The following is an 18,652-nucleotide window of genomic DNA, read 5'->3' on the forward strand; positions in this document are numbered from 1 at the left end:
CCCCGCACCCCCGCACCCACGCCCCGCACCCACGCTCCGCCCGCACGACGACGCCCGCCTGCCGGAGCGGCAGACGGGCGTCGGGGATCGTGTCAGAGCGTCAGGCGCGAGCCGCCGCACGCAGCGCGCGGAGGTTCTCCTTGTCGGCACCGAGCGCCGTCAGCAGCAGGATGACACCGACGATGGCGTGGAACACGTTGTCGGTGGTGTTCAGCGCGAAGATGTTCGCCGAGGTGTTCACGAAGACGAAGCCGTAGACGGCCAGTACGACGAGCACGGCACCGACGACCAGGTTGCCGTTCCGCGAACCGATGGTGGTGCCGAGGCCGGTGATGAGCAGCACCGCGGCGAGCAGCACCCAGATGAGGGCGAGCGGCGGGTTGACCCCGAAGGCGTTCCAGAGCATCCCGCCCTGGCGGCTGAAGAAGCCGGGGTCGCCGTCGGCGGCGAAGAAGAAGCCCAGGATGCCCCAGAGTGCGAGGACGCCACCGACCGTGAGCGCGAGCCCGCGGTTCGGTGAGGCGGTGATGCCCGGTTCCTTGATGGCCACTTCGGTCTCCTCCTCGTACACTGCCGACGCGACGTGCGTCAGTCCGGCGGTGCCCGCCGGACTGCGCGGCGCGGCACTGAGCGGCACAGCGCGGGATCCGCGGGTGACGGCCGCGCGGTTCCCAGCCTCCGGCCGGTGAGCCAACGGTATCGTGTCGGACCCCGACCGTCCGAATCGCAGCGCCGTCACCAGGCGTGCGACGAGACCGACGACGACCACCCCGAGGAGGACCAGCCCGGTGACCTTGACACCCGAGCGCAATGCACCGGAGTCGCGTGGACCGAGCGTCTCGCGGCGGTTGCGGTGGGGTGTGCTGGCGGCTCTGGGGTTCGTGATCGTGCCTTCCGTCTACGCGGCCGCGGTGCTGACGCCGGTGGGGCAGCGCATGGAGGACGCCGCGCTCGGCGGGGTCCGTGAGTCCGACCTGTTCAGCTCGGACACTGCGCTCAACGTCATCTCGGTGCCGGTGATCCTGTTGCTCGTTGTCGTGATCGTCGCGGTGGCGTTCGCCAGGCGACGGCTCTCGGTGGGGCTCGGCGCGGGAGCAGTGGTGCTCGCGTCGGCGGCCACCTCGACGCTCGTCAAGCGTATCGCCGAGCGCCCGGAGATCGCCCAGTCGACGACGCCGAACTCGTTCCCCTCGGGGCACGCGACCATCGCGTTGGCCGCACTGTTCGCCGTCCTGATGGTCACGCCCCGTCGCTTCCGGCCGATCGTCACCCTGCTGGGTGCCGCCTACGCGGTGTTCGTCGCCAACCAGACGGTCGTCTACGGCTGGCACCGGGTGAGCGACATCATCGGGGCGTGCGCGATCGCGATGTTCTGGCTCGGCGTCGTCCGGGCGTTCGGTCCGAGGGTCGACCGGGGACTCCGGGGCGACCGGGACGGCCGACGGGGACCGCGCCGGGTGGTCAGCGTCGTCCTGCTCGTCGCGACCGGGGTCACGCTGGCCGTCGGCGTCGCCGCGCTCGTCGTCGGCCTGACGGGGGACGGCGCGCACGACCACGCCGCGATCCTGATGGCCGGACGACTGGCCTCGAGCGCGAGCGTCCTGGCGGTGGTGACCGCGGTGTGGTTCCTCGACGGCATGCACCACGCGGCCCGGACCGACCCCGCCGTACTGCCCGCAGCGCGCTGACGCCCTGGTGGGAATGCACCGGCGTACGCTACGTTGTACCCAGCAAGTCGATGCAAACGCATCGATATCGCGAAAGGCGGCGCAACATGCAGTTCGGCATCTTCACGGTCAGTGACGTCACGACCGACCCCACGACCGGCACCACGCCGGACGACACGCAGCGCGTCCGTGACATCCTCACCATCGCGCAGCACGCCGACCAGGCCGGGCTCGACGTCTTCGCCACCGGCGAGCACCACAACCCGCCGTTCGTCGCCTCGTCGCCGACCACGTTGCTGGCCTACCTCGCGGCGAAGACGAAGGACATCACGCTCTCGACGAGCACGACACTCATCACCACGAACGACCCGGTGCGCATCGCCGAGGAGTACGCGATGCTCCAGGTGATCTCCGACGGCCGCATGGACCTCATGATGGGTCGCGGCAACACCGGCCCGGTCTACCCGTGGTTCGGGCAGGACATCCGCCAGGGCGTCAACCTGGCCATCGAGAACTACGCGCTCGTCCGCCAGCTCTGGGAGAACGACGTCGTCAACTGGCAGGGCAAGTTCCGCACGCCGCTGCAGGGCTTCACCTCGACGCCGCGCCCCCTCGACGGTGTTCCCCCGTTCGTCTGGCACGGCTCGATCCGCACGCCCGAGATCGCGGAACAGGCCGCGTACTACGGCGACGGCTTCTTCCACAACAACATCTTCTGGCCGATCCAGCACACCGAGCAGATGGTCGGGCTGTACCGCCAGCGCTTCGAGCACTACGGCCACGGCCGTGCGGACCAGGCGATCGTCGGTCTGGGCGGGCAGTTCTTCGCCCGCAAGAACTCGCAAGACGCGGTCAACGAGTTCCGTCCCTACTTCGACAACGCCCCGGTCTACGGTCACGGCCCCTCGATGGAGGACTTCGCCGCCCAGACCCCGCTCACGGTCGGTTCGCCGCAGCAGGTCATCGACCGGTACGCGGCGATGAAGGACCACGTCGGCCACTACCAGCGCCAGCTGTTCCTGGTCGACCACGCCGGGCTGCCGCTCAAGACCGTGCTCGAGCAGATCGACATCCTGGCAACGGACATCGTCCCCGAGCTCCGCAAGCTGAACGACGAGGGTCGTCCGTCCGACGTGCCGTCCAACCCGCCGAGCCACACGGAACGCGCCGCCGCGGCGCTCGCAGCCGGCACGGTCGGTAGCGACCACGTCGCCGCCGAGGACGAGTGGACGGGCGCGTCCGTCTGACGCTCCCAGCGCTCGGTTCGTGAGCAGGAACGGTCGGGTCCCGCGAGGTGACCCGACCATTCCTGCTCACGATGTGTGGTCGACGCGACCACGACGGCCGTGCCGGGAGGAACGTGGCGGCGCCGCCACGGGCCTCCCGTCCGTTCTGGCGCGTGTCCAACGCGCCCATCGCGCCCGTCGCGAAGGCGACAGTCCTGCGGATGGCGCTGCCGTCACCTTCGCGAAAGCGACAGTTGCCCGCCGATCATCCGCGGAGATCTGTCGCTTTCGCGAGCGGGACGGCCGGCTCGGCGACGGGTCGGGCCGGCACCAGCTTCCAGGCCGACGACGCAGCCGACGATCCCGGCGATGAACAGCACGCGCAGCACGGTGACGGGCTCGGCGCCGGTGGCCATGCCCCAGAGCACCGTGAGCGCCGCTCCGGTTCCGGTCCACACGGCGTACGCGGTGCTGATCGGAATGCGCCCCAGGACGTAGCCGAACGCGACGAGGCTGACCACGATCGTGATCGCGAACACGATCGTCGGGCCGGGCCGGGTGAAGCCGTCGCTCTCGCCGAGGGCGGTCGCCCACACGGTCTCGAGCGTGGCGCTGAGGAACAGGACGATCCAAGCCACCTCAGCTCACCACCTTGAGGCCGATGACGCAGGCGACCAGGCCGAACACGAGGCCGAGGCGTGCGAGCGACGCGGCTTCCTGCCGGCGCAGGATCGACACGACGACCGTCAGCGAGGCGCCGATGCCCACCCAGACGGCGTAGGCGGTGCCCACCGGGATCGACTTCATCGCGAACGCGAGCCCGACCATGCTCAGCGCCATGCCGGCGATGAACACGATCGTCGGCACGACCTTCTTGAAGCCGTTCGAGGCGCTCAGCGCGGTGGCCCAGACGGCCTCGAGCACGCCGCTCAGCACGAGGACGACCCATGCCATGACGATGTCCCTTCCTTCGATCGCATAGTCGCACGACTGTGCGACAACGACATTGACGGTAGCACGAGTTCGTACGACTGTGCGAGTATGGCGGCGTGGCCAGGAGCATGGACGTCGAGCAGCGGCGCCGCACCGTGTCCGAAGCCGCGTGCCGGGTGCTCGCCCGCGACGGACTGGGGGCGCTCAGTGTCCGGAACGTCGCGGCAGAGGCCGGACTGCCGCCGAGCACCGTCCGCTACACCTTCCCGACCCAGGCGAGCGTCCGGTCGCACGCGCTCGAGCTCGTGTTCGACGCGACCGCGGCCCGGATCGACGCCGTGCCCGCGGACCTGCGGGGCACGGCGTACGCGCACGCGGTCCTGCTCGAGCTCCTGCCCCTCGACGAGGAGCGACGCATCGAGCTCGACGTCTACCTGGGCCTCGGCACGGCGGCGCTGACCGACGCCGAGCTCCGGCCGTTCCACGACCGGGTCGTCGACGAGATGCGGGAGTGGTGCGGGCGGATCCTGCGGGCGCTCGGGGTGCCGGACGCCGACGTGCCCTACGAGACCCGGCGGCTGCACGCCCTGGTGGACGGGCTCGCGATGCACATCGTGCGGGTCGATCCCGGGGGCGACGCCTCGTGGGCGATCGACACGCTCGACCGGCACGTGGCGGGCATCGCCCAGGTCTGACTGCGGCCCGCTGCCGGGTTCGCGAACCCGTGCGTTGTTGGTGGCTCCGTGCGGCGCTCCAGGCCTGCACCGAGCGAGCAACCCTGCACGGGGTGAACGAACTCGCACGGTGCGCAGGCGGCCGCGCGGACCGCCACGCCGCACGCGTCGCCTATCCTTTCCGGGTGACGACGACCACGCCGCCGCAGCAGCGCTCCCGCTCCCGTTCCCTGACGGGCCCCGGCCTCGTGCTGCTCGCCGTCGTCGTGCTCCTGGGGATCCGGATGCTGTCCCCGAGCATCGGGACCGCCGGACTGCCGGACGTCGTGCAGGACTTCCTGACACTGGCGATCAGCGTGGTGGTCGAGTCGCTGCCGTTCGTGGTGCTCGGGATCGTGCTGTCGATCGTCGTCGAGGTGTGGGTGCCCGTCGGTGCGCTCGAGAGGGTCCTGCCGCAGAACGCCTTCGGCCGCCGCGCCGTGATCTCGCTGATCGGCATGCTGTTCCCGGTGTGCGAGTGCGGGAACGTGCCCCTCGCCCGTGGCCTGATGATGCGCGGGTTCACCCCCGCGGAGGCCGTCACGTTCCTGGTCGCCGCCCCCATCCTCAACCCGCTCGTGATCATCAGCACGGCGCAGGCGTTCGGCTGGTCCGGCTGGATCCTGCCGGTCCGGATCGTCGGCGGCTTCGTGATCGCGAACCTGGTCGGCTGGATCGTCGCCGCGCACCGCCGTCCGGCCGACCTGCTGCTGCCCGCGTTCGAGGCCCGGTGCCGCGCTGCGATCGGCGCACCTCGGAGCCGCAACCGCTGGCGGGAGAGCGCCGCGCAGTTCGGCGGCGAGACCGCGACGATGATGCCGGCCCTGTTCGTCGGCGCCGGCCTGGCTGCGGCGATCCAGGTCGCCGTGCCCCGTTCCACGCTCGTCGCGATCGGCTCGAACCCGGTGCTCTCCGTCGCGGCGATGATGCTGCTCGCGATGACGGTGTCGCTCTGCTCGAACGTCGACGCGTTCTTCGCGCTGTCGTTCGCCTCGACGTTCCTGCCCGGGTCGATCACGGCCTTCCTGATCATCGGGCCGATCATCGACGTGAAGATGATCGCCCTGCTCCGTACGACGTTCCGGGTCCGGTTCCTGGTGCTGCTCGCCGTCGTGTGCGTCCTGTTCGCCGGCGCCGTGGGATTGGTGATGAATGTCCTCGTCTGACGCACGCAGCAGCAACGCTCCGGCCTACCTCGGGCTCGGGTCCGTGCTGGCGGTCGCCGTGTGCACGCTCTGGCTCGCACTGGTCGGCCACCTCGACCTGTACATCAACCCGCGGTACTCGGTGTTCACGATCGTGCTCGCCGCCGTCGCGGTACCCGCCTCGATCGCCGGCCTGGTGGTGATCGCACGCGGCCACGGCCACACGCACGGCGACGAAGCGGACGAGCACGACGCCGATGCCCACGGACACGACGCCGACGCCGAACAGCCGCGCCCCGGCCGTGGTCGCGCCGTCCGCCTCGCCCTCGGCGGGGCAGCCGCGGTCGTCACGATCGGCGTCACCGTGTCGATGCTGGTGCTGCCCCCGACGACGCTGTCCGCCCGTACCGCGCAGCAGCGCAGCGTGGACTCGGCGACCCTGTCGAACGCGACGGGCTCCGACGCGGCGGTGTCCCTGCTCGGCAGCGAGGGCGTCGACACCTCGGAGTACGGCGTCAAGGACTGGGCGGCGCTGATCCGGCAGACCACCGACACCACGGCCCTGGTCGGCAAGCAGGTGCGGCTGTCCGGGTTCGTGGTGCCCGGCGACGGCGGCTCCTTCACCCTGACCCGCTTCGTGATCAGCTGCTGCGCCGTCGACGCCCAGCCCGTCGGCCTCGGCGTGGTGACGGACGACGCCGACGGCTCCGTTCCGGACGAGGGGCAGTGGGTCACGGTGACCGGCGCACTCGCGGCGAACCCGGACCAGTCCGCCGACGCCCGCATCGTCATCAAGGCCGCGAAGGTGCAGGACATCGCGCAGCCCGAGGACCCGTATGAGTACTGAGCGCACCGACCGCACCGACCGCCGCCCGGTCACGCGCCGGTTCCACCGCCGGTACCTCGCCGTCGTGCTCGTCCTGGCGGTCGTCGCCGCGCTCGCCGCCGTCGTCGGGTCGCAGCAGGGACCGCGCCTGCGCGACGTGTCGTACGACGCCAGCGGTCTGGTGTCCCGACCGGCGCAGCGGGTGATCCTCACGGCGAACCAGGCACTGCAGCAGGTGTCCGCCGCCGACGTCCGGGTCACCCCGGCGGCCGCGCACACCGTGACCTCGAGCGGCAACACGATCGCGGTCGAGTTCGCCGGACCCCTGGCCTACGACCGCGACTACACGGTGACCGTCGCGAACGTCCGGGCTCCCGGGCAGCGTGCCACGGCGGTCCTCACCGCGGCGATCCGGACCGGCAGCACTGACGTCCTCGCGCTCGTGCCGGGAGCCGGCGGTGCGAAGGACCGCATCGTGCGCCGCTCCCTCGATGCCGGCGGTGCGACGACCGTGTACCAGGGTGCCGACATCTCGGAGTACGCCCGGCTCGGACGGTCCCTGGTGGTGGTCAGCGGCAGCGACGCGAGCTCCTCGGTCGACGTGATCGCACTGTCCGGCGGGGTGCGGGACCCGGACGCCCCCGTGGAGCACCTCACCCTGCCGTCGTCGCAGGGGCGGGTCACCGCGCTGCACGTCGCCGACGACGGGGCGTCGTTCGGGTTCGAGTACGCCGACACGTCCACCGGGCAGTCGCGGAACACCGGCCTGTACGTGGTCGACATGACGGGCACGCACCTGCCCACCGCGATCGCCGCGGACGGGAAGCCGCAGACGGGCGCCGTGCCGATGACGGTCGGACAGTGGGCCTACGTGCCCCGGACCGAGAGCGCCCTGGTGCGGACGGGCAGCGACGACCTGGTGCTCGTCGACATGAGCGGCCGCGCCGACGCCGTCCGACTCGGCAGCGCCACGTACCTGCACGGGTTCGTCGGCTCGGGCACCACGGCCGTGGTCGAGACCGGTACGAGCATCGAGCGCCTCGACCTGACCGACGGCGCGAAGACCGCGCTGCGTGCCCCGGCTGCGAGCACCGATGCGGCCGTGCTCGGCCGCATCGCTCCGCTGACGGACGACACGTACCTGCGCCTGCTGGGGGACGTGCGGTCGGACGGCACCGTCTCGGCACGGATCGTGCGCGTGGACGGGGAGCGGGCCTCCCGGCTACCGGTGACCATCCCGGACGACGCGAGCGTCACGGCGGTCTGCCCGTCCCCGAACGGCCAGTTCGTCGCGGTCGCGACGAAGTCGGCGACCGACGAGCTGGTGAGCATCGTCGACGCGACCTCCGGTGCGCTCGAGGCGAGCATCGACGCCGGCTCCGTCGACTGGTGCGGCGCGCTGCCGTCCGGCGACGAGGTCGGCTGACGGCCCGACGGACAGGCAGACAGACGGGAGGCCCGTTGCCGGCTGGCAACGGGCCTCCCATCTGAGCCTGGTGCCGACTACGCCAGCGTGGCCGCGTCGATCACGAAGCGGTAGCGGACGTCCGAGGACAGGACGCGCTCGTAGGCCTCGTTGATCTGGTCGGCGCTGATGAGCTCGGTCTCCGGCAGGATGTCGTGCTCGGCGCAGAAGTCCAGCATCTCCTGGGTCTCGCGGATACCGCCGATGGCGGACCCGGCCCAGCTGAGCCGGCGCGGGATCAGGGCGAACGCCGGGACCTCGAGCGGCTCGGACGGAGCACCGACGTTGACGAGCGTGCCGTCGACCTTGAGCAGGCCGAGGTACGAGCCCATCGGGATCTTCGCGGACACGGTGTTGATGATGAGCTCGAAGGAGTTCGCGAGCTTCTCGAACGTCTCCGGGTCCTTCGTCGCGTAGTGGGCCTTCGCGCCGTAGCGGAGCGAGTCGGCTTCCTTCGAGGTCGTCTGCGACAGGACGGTGACCTCGGCGCCCAGGGCGACGGCGATCTTGACGGCCATGTGGCCGAGGCCGCCCATGCCGATGACCGCGACCTTCGTGCCGGGGCCGGCCTTCCAGTGGTGCAGCGGCGAGTACGTGGTGATGCCGGCGCAGAGCAGCGGCGCGACCTTCTCGATGTCGAGCGACTCGGGGACGCGGAGGACGAAGTCCTCGTTCACGACGATCGCCTGCGAGTAGCCGCCCTGCGTGATCGAGCCGTCGGCCGGGTCGACGCTCGTGTAGGTGCCGATGTTGCCCTTCAGGCAGTACTGCTCCTGGCCGGCGACGCACTGCTCGCACTCGCCGCAGGAGTTCACCATGCAGCCGACGCCGACACGGTCGCCGACCTGGTGCTTCGTGACGTTCTCGCCGACGGCGGTGACGTGGCCGACGATCTCGTGGCCGACGACCTGCGGGTACTGGATCTGGCCCCACTCGCCGCGGACGGTGTGGATGTCCGAGTGGCAGATGCCGGCGTAGGCGATGTCGATCTCGACGTCGTTCGCTCCGACGTCACGACGGGTGATGGTGGTCTTGACGAGCGGCTCGGTCGCTGACGGTGCCGCGTACGCGTTGACGGTGCGCAATGATCTCCTCGTGGGGGTGCGTTGCGGGCCGGTTCCGGCCCGACACCAGTCTGATGGAGCGCGCCACAGCGTGGGAGGTTCCGTTGGGGCTCCCCAGTGCGGGAATCGGGGTGCTCAGGCCAGTCGCGCGAGCCGCTGGCCCGCGATCGTGGCGAAGCGCAGCGGGTCGGCCAGGGCGTCGTCCGGCTCGCCGGTGGTCTGCGTGGCGAGCACGGTGAGCGAGGCGGCCGCGGCGTAGTCGTCGAGGGAGGCCTCGATCGCGCCGGCGACGAGCATCGACCGGGCCCCGGGGGCGTGCGTCGCCGTGAGCGACCACACCACCGACGGGACCTTGCCGGCGGCGGACTGCCCGTCGTACCGGCCCTCGCCGCTGATCACGACGTCAGCACCGGTGAGCCGGTCGGCGAGCCCGAGCACCTCGGCGACGCCGTCCGCGCCGCGGGCCAGGGTCGCACCCCAGACGAGCAGGCCGAAGCCGACGCCACCCGCGGCGCCGGCGCCCGGGGTCGTGGGGTCCACCGATGGGAAGCGGGCAGCCCAGCTGGCCAGCTGCTCGTCGAAGGATGCGACCCGTGCGGGCTCGATCCCCTTCTGCGGGCCGAAGACCGCAGCCGCGCCGGTCGGGCCGAGCAGCGGAGCGGTCACGTCGGTCAGCACGGTGACGCCGAGTGGTGGGAGGGCGCGCAGCCCCGCTCCGTCCAGACCGAGCGCCTCGAGCACGGGCCGGCCGCCGTCGGTCGAGGCGCTGCCGCCGATGCCGAGCACGAGCCCCGTGGCGCCGGCGTCGAGCGCGGCGGCGATCGCCTCGCCGAACCCCCGGCTCGTCGCGGTGTCCGGCAGGAGTTCGTCGAGCAGCGGGAGACCGCTCGTCGCCGCGAGCTCCACCACCGCTCGCCCATCGGGCAGCCGCAGCCAGTCGGCGTCGACCGGGGTGCCAGCCGGGCCCGTGACCGTGACGGGGACCCGGACCGCACCGGGGACCGCGGTCGCGAAGGCGTCGAGCGTGCCCTCGCCGCCGTCGGCCATCGGCACGAGCGTCACGTCGTCGTCGGGGCGTTCGGTCAGCCAGCCGTCCGCGATCGCCTGGGCGACGGACGCCGCGGTCGCGGTGCCCTTGAACGAGTCCGGAGCCACCACGATGCGCACGGGACCACCGTAGCGGGGAGACGGCGACACGTGCTGGACAAGGTAGGCAAGGCTCACCTAAGTTAACGGTTAGGTGAGGCTCACCTAACTTCACGAACCAGCACTCGGGATCATCTCCATGTCGTCACTCCGTCGCGCCCTCACGGCCGCAGCGTCCGCCCTCGTCGTCCTCGCCGTGGCGACCGGCTGCACCGGCGGCGGCACCGCCACCCCGGGGGCGACGCAGGCGGCGGGTCGCGGGACGAGCGCGACGGACCCGGCCGCGAGCCTCCAGGCCATCGCCCCGGTGACCGACGCGAAGGACGTGACCGGCGAGCGCACCGCGACCCTGGCGACCGACCTGCCGCCGACGGCGAGCACGGTGGACGAGCCCGAGCTGCCCGTCACCGTCACCGACAACCAGGACACCGAGGTGACCATCACGAGCGCGGACCGGATCCTCGCGCTCGACATCTCCGGCACGCTGTCGTCCACCGTGTACGGCCTCGGCCTGGGGGACCACCTGGTCGGACGGGACGTCTCGACCGGCTTCTCGGGCACCGAAGACCTGCCGCTCGTCACCCAGAACGGCCACGAGCTCTCCGCCGAGGCGATCCTCGCGCTCCGCCCGACGGTGCTGCTGACCGACACCTCGCTCGGCCCGTGGGACGTCGTGCTGCAGATCCGGAAGGCCGGCGTCCCCGTCGTCGTCCTGGACCCGCACCGGGACACCACCAACACCGACGCGATCATCGAGCAGGTCGCGACCGCGCTCGGCGTCCCGGCGACCGGCGACCGCCTGGCCGCCGAGGTGCACGCGCAGGAGCAGGCCGTCGCCGCGCAGGTGGCCCGGATCGCGCCGTCGGCTCGCGCCGACAAGCTGAAGATGGTGTTCCTGTACGTGCGGGGGAACGCCGGGATCTACTATCTGTTCGGCAGCGAGTCCGGCGCCGACTCGCTCATCGACGCCGTCGGCGGGCGGGACGTCGCGACGGAACAGGACTGGACGGGCATGCGCCCCGTCAACGCCGAGGCGCTGGTCGCGATGCAGCCGGACCTGGTGATCATGATGACCAAGGGGCTCGAGTCCGTCGACGGCGTCGACGGACTGCTCCAGCGGGTCCCCGCGATCGCGAAGACGCCCGCGGGCGAGCACCGCCGCATCGTCGACATGGCGGACACGACGGTGATGAGCTTCGGGCCGCGCACGCCCGAGATCGTGGCCGCGTTGGCAGCGGCGATCTACGGTCCGGCGGACCCCTCGTGACCGTCCGGGAGGAACGGATCGCGCCCGCCACGCGCGTCCCCGCCGCACCGGTGGTCACGTCCAGGTCGCGGGTCGGCCGCATCGCGCTCCTCACCACCGGGCTCGTGGTGGCACTCGTCGTCGCGACGCTGGTGTCGGCGAGCGTCGGGCAGCTCGGGATCTCGCCCGCCGAGGTGCTCCGGACCGTGGGCCGGTCGCTCGGCCTGCCCGTGGACGGTCCCGCCGACGACCTCGTCACCCAGGCGCTGTGGACGATCCGGTTCCCGCGGGTGGTGATGGCGCTGCTGATCGGAGCCGCGCTCGCCGCAGCCGGTGTGCTCATGCAGGCCGTGTTCGCGAACCCCTTGGCCGACCCCGGCGTCGTCGGGGTGTCCGGTGGCGCGGCGTTCGGGGCCTGCGCCTCGATCGTGTTCGGGCTGCAGTTCGCCGGGTACTGGACGACGCCGCTGATGGCCTTCGCCGCTGGCCTGGTCGCGACGCTGCTCGTCTACGGGCTGTCCCGTGCCGGTGGTCGCACCGAGGTCGTCACGCTCCTGCTCACCGGCATCGCCGTGAACGCGTTCACCGGAGCGGGGCTCGCCTTCCTGACCTTCCTCGGCGACCAGCAGGCGCGCGAGCAGATCGTGTTCTGGCAGCTCGGGTCGCTGAACGGCTCCATGTGGGACCAGGCCGCAGCGATCGCCCCCGTCATCGGTGCGGGGCTCGTCGGCGCCGTCGTGCTGACGCGCTCGCTCGACCTGCTCGCCCTCGGCGACCGGGCCGCGCGGCACGTCGGGGTGCGGGTCGAGGCCGTCCGGGTCGTCGCGATCGTCGTGGTCGCCCTGCTCGTCGGCGCAGCGGTCGCGTTCGCCGGCATCATCGCGTTCGTCGGGCTCGTCGTCCCGCACCTGATGCGGATGGTCATCGGCCCGGCGCACGGCCCGCTGCTGCTGGTCTCGACGCTCGGCGGGGCACTGCTCCTGACGATCGCCGACCTGCTCGCGCGCACCCTGGTGCCGTACGCGGACCTGCCGATCGGCATGCTGACCTCGCTCGTCGGCGGACCCTTCTTCTTCTGGCTCCTGCGCCGTGCGCGCCGACGATCGGGCGGCTGGGCATGACGGAGACGAGCACTGTCGGCGCCGTGGTCGTCTCCGGGATCGGCGTCGTCATCGACGGGCGACCGCTGCTCGCCGACGTCGACCTGACGGTGCGCGCGGGCGAGGTCCTGGCGCTCGTCGGTCCGAACGGCGCCGGCAAGTCGACCCTGCTCCGGGCGATCGCCGGTGACCTCGCCCACAGCGGCACGGTCGCGATCGACGGGGTGCGCACCGGCGGCGAAGCACCGCTCGCCACCGCTCGTCGGCGTGCCGTGCTCGAGCAGGACACCGCCGTGGCCTTCGGGTTCCGCGTCGGCGAGGTCGTCCGGATGGGCCGTGCTCCGTGGCGGGGGACCCCGCGCGCGGTCGACGACGACACCGTGGTCGCGCGGGTGCTCGACCAGGTCGAACTCGCCGACCGGATCGACCAGGCGTTCCCCTCGCTGTCGGGTGGGGAGCGCGCCCGGGCCTCGTTCGCCCGGGTCCTGGCGCAGTCGACCCCGGTGCTGCTGCTCGACGAGCCGACCGCCGCCCTCGACCTGCGGCACCAGGAGGCCGTGCTGGCCGTCGCCCGCGCACACGCCCGGGCCGGTGGCGCCGTCGTCGTGGTGCTCCACGACCTGAGCCTCGCCGGGGCGTACGCCGACCGCGTCGCCATGCTCGCCGGCGGCCGGATCGTCGCCGACGGCACCCCCACCGACGTGCTGACCGCCGACCGCATCGGCACCGTCTACCGGCACCCGGTCACCGTCGTGCCCGACCCGAACACCGGCACGCCCGTCGTCGTGCCGTCCCGAACCCTCCAGGAGACCTCATCGTGACCACCCGCACCCGCCCGCTGCGGCTCGCGCTCGCCGGACTGCTCGTCGCGCTCAGCGCCGGGGAGCCGCCCTGGTGGGCGTCGCCCCCGCATCGGCAGCCGGCCGTGTCAGCGTCGCGATCGAGGGGCACCCCGAGGTCACGAACCAGGTCGACTCGACGTACCTGACGACGCTGCGCCTGCGCGGCTCCGGGTTCCAGGGCATCAAGAACGGGTACGGCGGCATCTACGTGGCGTTCGGCACCGTGAACGGCACCTGGCAGCCGAGCAAGGGCGGGGCGACGGGCGCGGACTACAGCTACGTGCCCGACGACGAGTCGAACCCCACCGGGTACCTCGACTTCGTGGCCTTCGAGGGCAGCACCACCGCATCGGCGGCGAACGGCGGCACGGTCGACTCCGCCACGGGCACCTGGTCCGCGACCCTCAAGGTCCCCGGTTCGACGTTCCAGGCGCTCGACCGGAACGGCGCCGCGAAGACCGTCGACTGCAGGGTCGTGCAGTGCGGGATCATCACGATCGGCGCGCACGGCGTCGCGAACGCGAACAACGAGTCGTTCACTCCCGTCTCGGTGCAGAACCTGTACGGCAGCGGCGGCGCGCTGGCCGGTGGCGGCACCAGGGCGACCACCGGGCAGGCGCAGGCCGACACGACGGACGCGGGCAGTGCCTCCCGTCCGGCCGCCGAGCCGAGATCCGAGGCGAGCGCCGACACCCGCGCGACCACGAAGCCGTCCGCGCGCTCCGCGAAGCCGAGTGCCACCGCGGAGCCGACCGCATCGGCGTCCGCCACCGCGCCGGCCGGGTCGACGCCCTCGGCGGTGGCGGCAGCTGCCGACGGCTCGTCGGGCGGGATCGACCCGGGCGTTCTGCGGATCGTGCTCGGCGGCCTGTCCGCGCTCGTCGTGGCCGTCGCTGCGCTCGTCGTCTTCGCGATCGTGCACTCCCGCCGTGCCGCACGACGCGCCGCGACCGACGTCGCGCCGGAGGACCACCGGACCCGGGTGCTCACAGGGGGCGCCCACATCGAGAGGGAAACACGAACATGACACGAATCGCACGCTCGTTCGGGATCACGCTGGCGGCAGGGGTCGCCGCGGTCGGCATCGCCGTCCTGCCCGCGGTCAGCGCGTCCGCGGCCACCGCGGTCACGAACGACTACGGCGCCAGCCTGGCCGTCAGCGGTCCGGCCTCGGTCGTGACCGACGGCCCGGGGCGCTCCACGGCGTCTCGGACGGCACCGTCACGGTCACCGGCAGCGGCTTCGACGGGGACGCGCAGGGGCGCGGCTTCGGCGTCTACGTCGTCTACGGGCCCAAGCAGGCGGACTACGCCACCAACTCGGGCTGGTTCGGCTCCGCCCAGTGGGTGTCGAAGAGCGCCTTCACGGCCGGCGGCGGCTTCACCACGACGATCGACGTCGCGAAGTCCTACACCGCGGACCCGCACCACACCGGCGACGCGGCCGCCACCGTCAGCTGCGACTACGACGCCACGAAGACCGCGACCGCCAACGCTGCCCTCGGGCAGTACGAGTGCTTCGTCCAGACGTTCTCGGCGCACGGCGTCGCGAACGACCCGGTCGACCTCGACGAGGTCCAGGTCCCCGTCACCTGGTGACCCACGCGGTGCCCCGGGTCCGCCCGGGGCACCGTCTCCCCACACGCGCACCACCCCGACCCGAGGAACCGATGCACACCCAGACCAGACCGGCCCGTCGCCTCCGCGCGCTCAGCGCCACCGTCGCCGCGATCATCGGCCTGACCGCGGCCGTCGCCGGCACCGTGCCCACCGCGGCGACCGCCGCCTCGGGGCCGAGCACGTCCGTCACGGGCGGAACGCTCGACTGGGGGTTCAAGCAGTCGTTCCGGAACTACGTGCCGGCCGCAGGGCAGTCGGTGTCCGGCGGTGCGTCGAGGAACGCCGACGGCACGTTCCGGTTCACCGCATCGGGCGGCAGCTACGACACCGCCACGCGGAAGCTCACCGTCACGGGTTCCGGTGCCGCGGTGTTCGACTACCGGGCACACACGTTCGTCATCTCGCTGCGCGACCCGGCGATCGAGCTCACGCCGACCACCGGCACCCTGACCGCCGGGGTCGACGTGCGGCTCGTGGACCCGACGACCGGTGCCACGACGTCCGACCCGGGGACGAAGCGCATCGCGTTCGCGACGATCGACGTCACCAAGGGCACCCGATCGGTCACCGACGGGGCGTACTCGTGGACCGGTCTGCCCACCACGATCACCGCGGCGGGTGCGGCGGCCTTCGCAGCCGACGTCACCGGCGGCAGCAACCCGACGCAGTTCTACGCCGCGGGCACCGCGCTGGACCCGCTCTCGGTCGCCGTGACGGGCGACTGGGCTGCCGAGGGGACGGACGGTGACGGCGGCGCCGACGGTGACCAGGGGTTCAGCGACCCCGGCGTCCAGGGACTCGTGAGCACCGGCGTGCAGACCACGGTCGGTGACAGCACGATCGGCCGGGTCACCACGGTGGTGCGGGACGCCGCGCGTGCCCTGACCGTCGTGCAGGTACCGGCTGTGGGAACCGCCAAGGCGAGTTACTTCGTCGTGGACGACGAGGGCAAGCGCGTCGCCGGGCCGATCGACCCCGGTGTCGCCACCTCGAAGCCGAGCGTCGACCCGTCGACCGGGAACATCGTCGCGACCGCGTCGTTGCCCGCCGCGGAGTTCGGCGGCACCGGCGCGAACGTCCAGGGGTACGTCGTCATCGTGCGCGGCACGGACGCCGTGTACCGGGACGTCGTGCACGTGAAGCCGTCCGTCGCGGTGCCCGCCGCGAAGGCGTTCGCGATCGACCCCGCCGACGGCTCGATCGTCGCGCAGGTCGCCCCGGCCGCGAACGGCGGGTCCGCGGGGCTGCTGCGGGTGGCCGCCGTCGGGGCGGGTGCCGGATCCGGTTCTGGTTCCGGTGCTGACTCCGGCGCTGGTTCCGGTTCTGGTTCGGGTGCGGTGTCCGAGGTCGGCACCAGCCCCGCTGGCGGGACCGTCCGCGCCGTCACCCGCACGGCCACCCTGATCGGCTCGGTCACCGGGACGATCTCCTCGGTCGGCGTCGACTGGACCGGCAAGCGCGCCGTCGTCTTCGACCAGGCCGCCGCTCTCGCCCGCGTCGTCGCCCTCGACACCGGAGCCTCGGTCGCCGACGTGTCGATCGGCGCCACCGCGACGTCCGGGGCCGCCGGCGGGACCGTCGTCGACTCCAGGGGCCGGGCGTGGTGGAGCAACGACGGCGACGCCACCCTCCGAGCCGTGTCGCTGCGCGGGACCCCGGCCGTGACGACCTCGATCGACCGGGTCGGTGGTGCCGCGTACCTGGCCGTCGACGAGGCCGCGAAGCGCCTCTGGGTGTCGGCCGCCGGCAGCACCGACACCGGCAACGTCGTCCGCGCGTACGCGATCGACGGCAGCACCGCGCCCACGCTCGGTGCCGAGTACACGCCCGGCACCACCTACACCGGCGACCCGATCGTGATCGCCGCCGACGGCCGCGCGGTGGTCGGCGTCGTGAACGCCGCGACCGACGCCGCCGACCAAGGGCTGCGCACGTTCACGGCCGTGACCAGCCCGACCATCACGGAGCAGCCGGCCGACGTCGCCGTGACGCTGACCGGCGCGACCACCGGAACCGACGGCAGCACGACCCCCGCCACGCCGAAGCAGGTGTCCTTCGCGGTCACCACGACCGGGACCCCGACGCCCACCGTGCAGTGGCAGCAGCACACCCCGTCCGGCTGGGCCGACCTGCAGGACGGTCCCTCGGTTGCCGGCGCGACGACCAGCACACTCCGCATCACCGCCACCGAGGGGCTGGACGGCGACCGGTACCGCGCGGTCGCCACGAACGTCCTCGGTGCGACCGTCGTCGGTCGGGTCGCCTCGGACACCGCGACCCTGCGCGTCACCGTGCAGGCGCCGACGAACCCGGGCGGCGGGAACGGCGGCGGCGGGTCGACCGTCGTCGGTGCGGACGGGTCGATCACCGGGGCGGAGAACGCTCGGGGCGCCTCGACGAACGTGCGGCCGGCCACCGGACTCTCGACCGCCGCGGCGGGCTCGAAGCTCACCGTGACGGGCTCGGGCTTCACGAAGAACACCAACGGCTCCGGGCTGTACGTGCTGTTCGGGTACGTCACGAAGCACCCGAGCGCCGGGGAGCGGCCGGCGCGGGCTACGACTACGTCCCCGGGTCCGGCGGCACCGGGCAGGACGGCCAGGGCTTCGTCGCCTGGCCCGACAACACCGGCACCGGCGCCGCAGCGACCGCGAAGCTCAGCGGCACGAAGGACGCCGGCTTCACGCAGGGTGGTGTCATCGCGCGCTCCACGTTCACCGGCCAGTCGACCAAGCGCGTCGACTGCCTGTCCGGGGCCGTGCAGTGCGGTGTCCTGACCATCGGCGCACACGGCGCCGCCGACGCCGCGCTCGAGACCTTCACGCCGGTGTACTTCGCCGGACAGACGGTCCCCGGCACCCTGCCGACCGGTCCGAGCACGGGTGGTGGCAACGGCGGCACGGTCATCCAGCCGCCCGTCGTGCAGCTGCCGCCGGCCGCCACCGCACCGACCATCACGAACGCCTCGGACACGGCGCCGACGGCCGTGCCGACCGCTGCGCCGGGGAACACCGCCGTTCAGCCCCGGAACAGTGCGAAGGCCCCCGCCGCCGCCGAGCCACCCACGGCCCCCGCCGCGGACTCCGACGAGCTGGCGCGCAAGATCGACGCCGGCGACATCACCACCGTCGCGGCCGCCGACGCCGGGATCCCCGACGAGGTCACCGCCGGTGACCGGCTCGAGCTCCGCCTGCCGTGGACGGGCGACGACGAGGGCGGGAGCGTGTGGACCTACTCCGAACCGGTGCAGGGCGACGACTTCACCGTCGAGGACGGCACGGCCACCGCCGCGGTCGACACCACCGGCCTGGAGGTCGGCGACCACCACGTCGTGCTCGTCGGTGACCAGGGAACGGTCGTGGCGGTGCCGTTCACCGTGGTCGACGGCGTCGGAGCGGTCGCCCAGTCGGCAGACTCCGGAGCCGGGACCGTCACGGCGGCGGCAGACGGCGGTGCAGGCGGTGGGATGACCACCGAGACCCTGCTGCTCGTGGTGATCGGGTTCCTCGGCGGGCTCGTGGTGCTCGCGATCGGCCTGGTCGTGCTGCTGCTGACGGGGGTGCTGCAGGTTCGGACGCGGCGGAAGCCGCGGGCCGGACCTTCGCCGGCGGTCGTCTGACGCCGGCGTCTGCGCCAGACGCCCCCGAGTGCGCGAGACGC

Annotated in this window: 18 protein-coding genes; 13 read left to right on the forward strand and 5 right to left on the reverse strand. The window is 72.6% G+C overall.

From position 1 onward, the window contains the following. Positions 1-100: 100 nt before the first annotated feature. Positions 101-550 carry a DUF4383 domain-containing protein gene (locus JN350_RS04760; RefSeq protein ID WP_165901145.1) on the reverse strand — a complete coding sequence of 150 codons (450 nt, stop codon included), beginning with the start codon at positions 548-550 and terminating at the stop codon, positions 101-103. 238 nt (positions 551-788) lie between these two features. Between JN350_RS04760 and JN350_RS04765 the strand changes: the two genes are divergently transcribed. Together JN350_RS04765 and JN350_RS04770 are read left to right on the forward strand one after the other, a co-directional pair. Further along, positions 789-1,688: a phosphatase PAP2 family protein gene (locus tag JN350_RS04765; protein ID WP_205463716.1), complete on the forward strand. Its 900-nt coding sequence runs from the start codon at positions 789-791 to the stop codon at positions 1,686-1,688. An 86-nt stretch (positions 1,689-1,774) separates the two neighbouring features. Further along, entirely contained in the window at positions 1,775-2,914 is a 1,140-nt protein-coding gene (locus JN350_RS04770; RefSeq protein ID WP_123339972.1) for a CE1758 family FMN-dependent luciferase-like monooxygenase, read from the forward strand. Positions 2,915-3,126: 212 nt separating this feature from the next. Here the strand turns inward: JN350_RS04770 and JN350_RS04775 are convergent, their stop codons facing one another. Together JN350_RS04775 and JN350_RS04780 are read right to left on the reverse strand one after the other, a co-directional pair. Further along, complete coding sequence (locus JN350_RS04775; protein WP_205463717.1) at positions 3,127-3,531, reverse strand: DMT family transporter; 405 nt, start codon at positions 3,529-3,531, stop codon at positions 3,127-3,129. A 1-nt stretch (position 3,532) separates the two neighbouring features. Further along, the gene (locus JN350_RS04780) at positions 3,533-3,847 is read right to left on the reverse strand and encodes a DMT family transporter (RefSeq protein ID WP_205463718.1); all 315 of its coding nucleotides are present in this window, start codon (positions 3,845-3,847) and stop codon (positions 3,533-3,535) included. Between the two features lie 95 nt (positions 3,848-3,942). Between JN350_RS04780 and JN350_RS04785 the strand changes: the two genes are divergently transcribed. From JN350_RS04785 to JN350_RS04800, 4 genes are all read left to right on the forward strand, one after another. After that, the gene (locus JN350_RS04785) at positions 3,943-4,521 is read left to right on the forward strand and encodes a TetR/AcrR family transcriptional regulator (RefSeq protein ID WP_240347556.1); all 579 of its coding nucleotides are present in this window, start codon (positions 3,943-3,945) and stop codon (positions 4,519-4,521) included. Between the two features lie 164 nt (positions 4,522-4,685). Then, on the forward strand, positions 4,686-5,705 hold the full coding sequence (locus tag JN350_RS04790; RefSeq protein ID WP_205463719.1) for a permease: 1,020 nt from the start codon (positions 4,686-4,688) through the stop codon (positions 5,703-5,705). Then, complete coding sequence (locus JN350_RS04795) at positions 5,692-6,531, forward strand: TIGR03943 family putative permease subunit (RefSeq protein WP_205463720.1); 840 nt, start codon at positions 5,692-5,694, stop codon at positions 6,529-6,531. Before JN350_RS04790 ends, JN350_RS04795 begins: the two co-directional genes overlap by 14 nt. Next, complete coding sequence (locus JN350_RS04800) at positions 6,521-7,936, forward strand: hypothetical protein (RefSeq protein WP_205463721.1); 1,416 nt, start codon at positions 6,521-6,523, stop codon at positions 7,934-7,936. The genes JN350_RS04795 and JN350_RS04800 overlap by 11 nt, the downstream gene beginning before the upstream one ends. Before the next feature lie 77 nt (positions 7,937-8,013). Here the strand turns inward: JN350_RS04800 and JN350_RS04805 are convergent, their stop codons facing one another. Together JN350_RS04805 and JN350_RS04810 are read right to left on the reverse strand one after the other, a co-directional pair. Continuing rightward, the gene (locus JN350_RS04805; protein ID WP_205463722.1) at positions 8,014-9,060 is read right to left on the reverse strand and encodes an NAD(P)-dependent alcohol dehydrogenase; all 1,047 of its coding nucleotides are present in this window, start codon (positions 9,058-9,060) and stop codon (positions 8,014-8,016) included. Between the two features lie 114 nt (positions 9,061-9,174). After that, a complete protein-coding gene (locus tag JN350_RS04810; RefSeq protein WP_205463723.1) occupies positions 9,175-10,206 on the reverse strand; it encodes a glycerate kinase family protein in 1,032 nt (343 codons plus the stop codon). Positions 10,207-10,324: 118 nt separating this feature from the next. Between JN350_RS04810 and JN350_RS04815 the strand changes: the two genes are divergently transcribed. From JN350_RS04815 to JN350_RS04845, 7 genes are all read left to right on the forward strand, one after another. Next, positions 10,325-11,452, forward strand: a complete 1,128-nt coding sequence (locus tag JN350_RS04815) for a heme/hemin ABC transporter substrate-binding protein (RefSeq protein WP_205463724.1) — start codon at positions 10,325-10,327, stop codon at positions 11,450-11,452. Then, positions 11,449-12,552, forward strand: a complete 1,104-nt coding sequence (locus JN350_RS04820) for a FecCD family ABC transporter permease (RefSeq protein WP_461963841.1) — start codon at positions 11,449-11,451, stop codon at positions 12,550-12,552. The genes JN350_RS04815 and JN350_RS04820 overlap by 4 nt, the downstream gene beginning before the upstream one ends. Continuing rightward, positions 12,549-13,352, forward strand: a complete 804-nt coding sequence (locus JN350_RS04825; protein ID WP_205463725.1) for a heme ABC transporter ATP-binding protein — start codon at positions 12,549-12,551, stop codon at positions 13,350-13,352. Before JN350_RS04820 ends, JN350_RS04825 begins: the two co-directional genes overlap by 4 nt. Before the next feature lie 73 nt (positions 13,353-13,425). Next, positions 13,426-14,400: a hypothetical protein gene (locus JN350_RS04830; RefSeq protein ID WP_205463726.1), complete on the forward strand. Its 975-nt coding sequence runs from the start codon at positions 13,426-13,428 to the stop codon at positions 14,398-14,400. Between the two features lie 319 nt (positions 14,401-14,719). Further along, entirely contained in the window at positions 14,720-14,971 is a 252-nt protein-coding gene (locus tag JN350_RS04835) for a hypothetical protein (RefSeq protein ID WP_205463727.1), read from the forward strand. A gap of 71 nt (positions 14,972-15,042) precedes the next feature. Next, complete coding sequence (locus tag JN350_RS04840; RefSeq protein ID WP_205463728.1) at positions 15,043-17,769, forward strand: HtaA domain-containing protein; 2,727 nt, start codon at positions 15,043-15,045, stop codon at positions 17,767-17,769. Then, positions 17,751-18,611, forward strand: a complete 861-nt coding sequence (locus JN350_RS04845) for a hypothetical protein (protein WP_205463729.1) — start codon at positions 17,751-17,753, stop codon at positions 18,609-18,611. Before JN350_RS04840 ends, JN350_RS04845 begins: the two co-directional genes overlap by 19 nt. The last annotated feature ends 41 nt before the right edge of the window (positions 18,612-18,652 follow it).

Source organism: Curtobacterium sp. 24E2, from assembly GCF_016925595.1.
Classification (GTDB): Bacteria; Actinomycetota; Actinomycetes; order Actinomycetales; family Microbacteriaceae; genus Curtobacterium.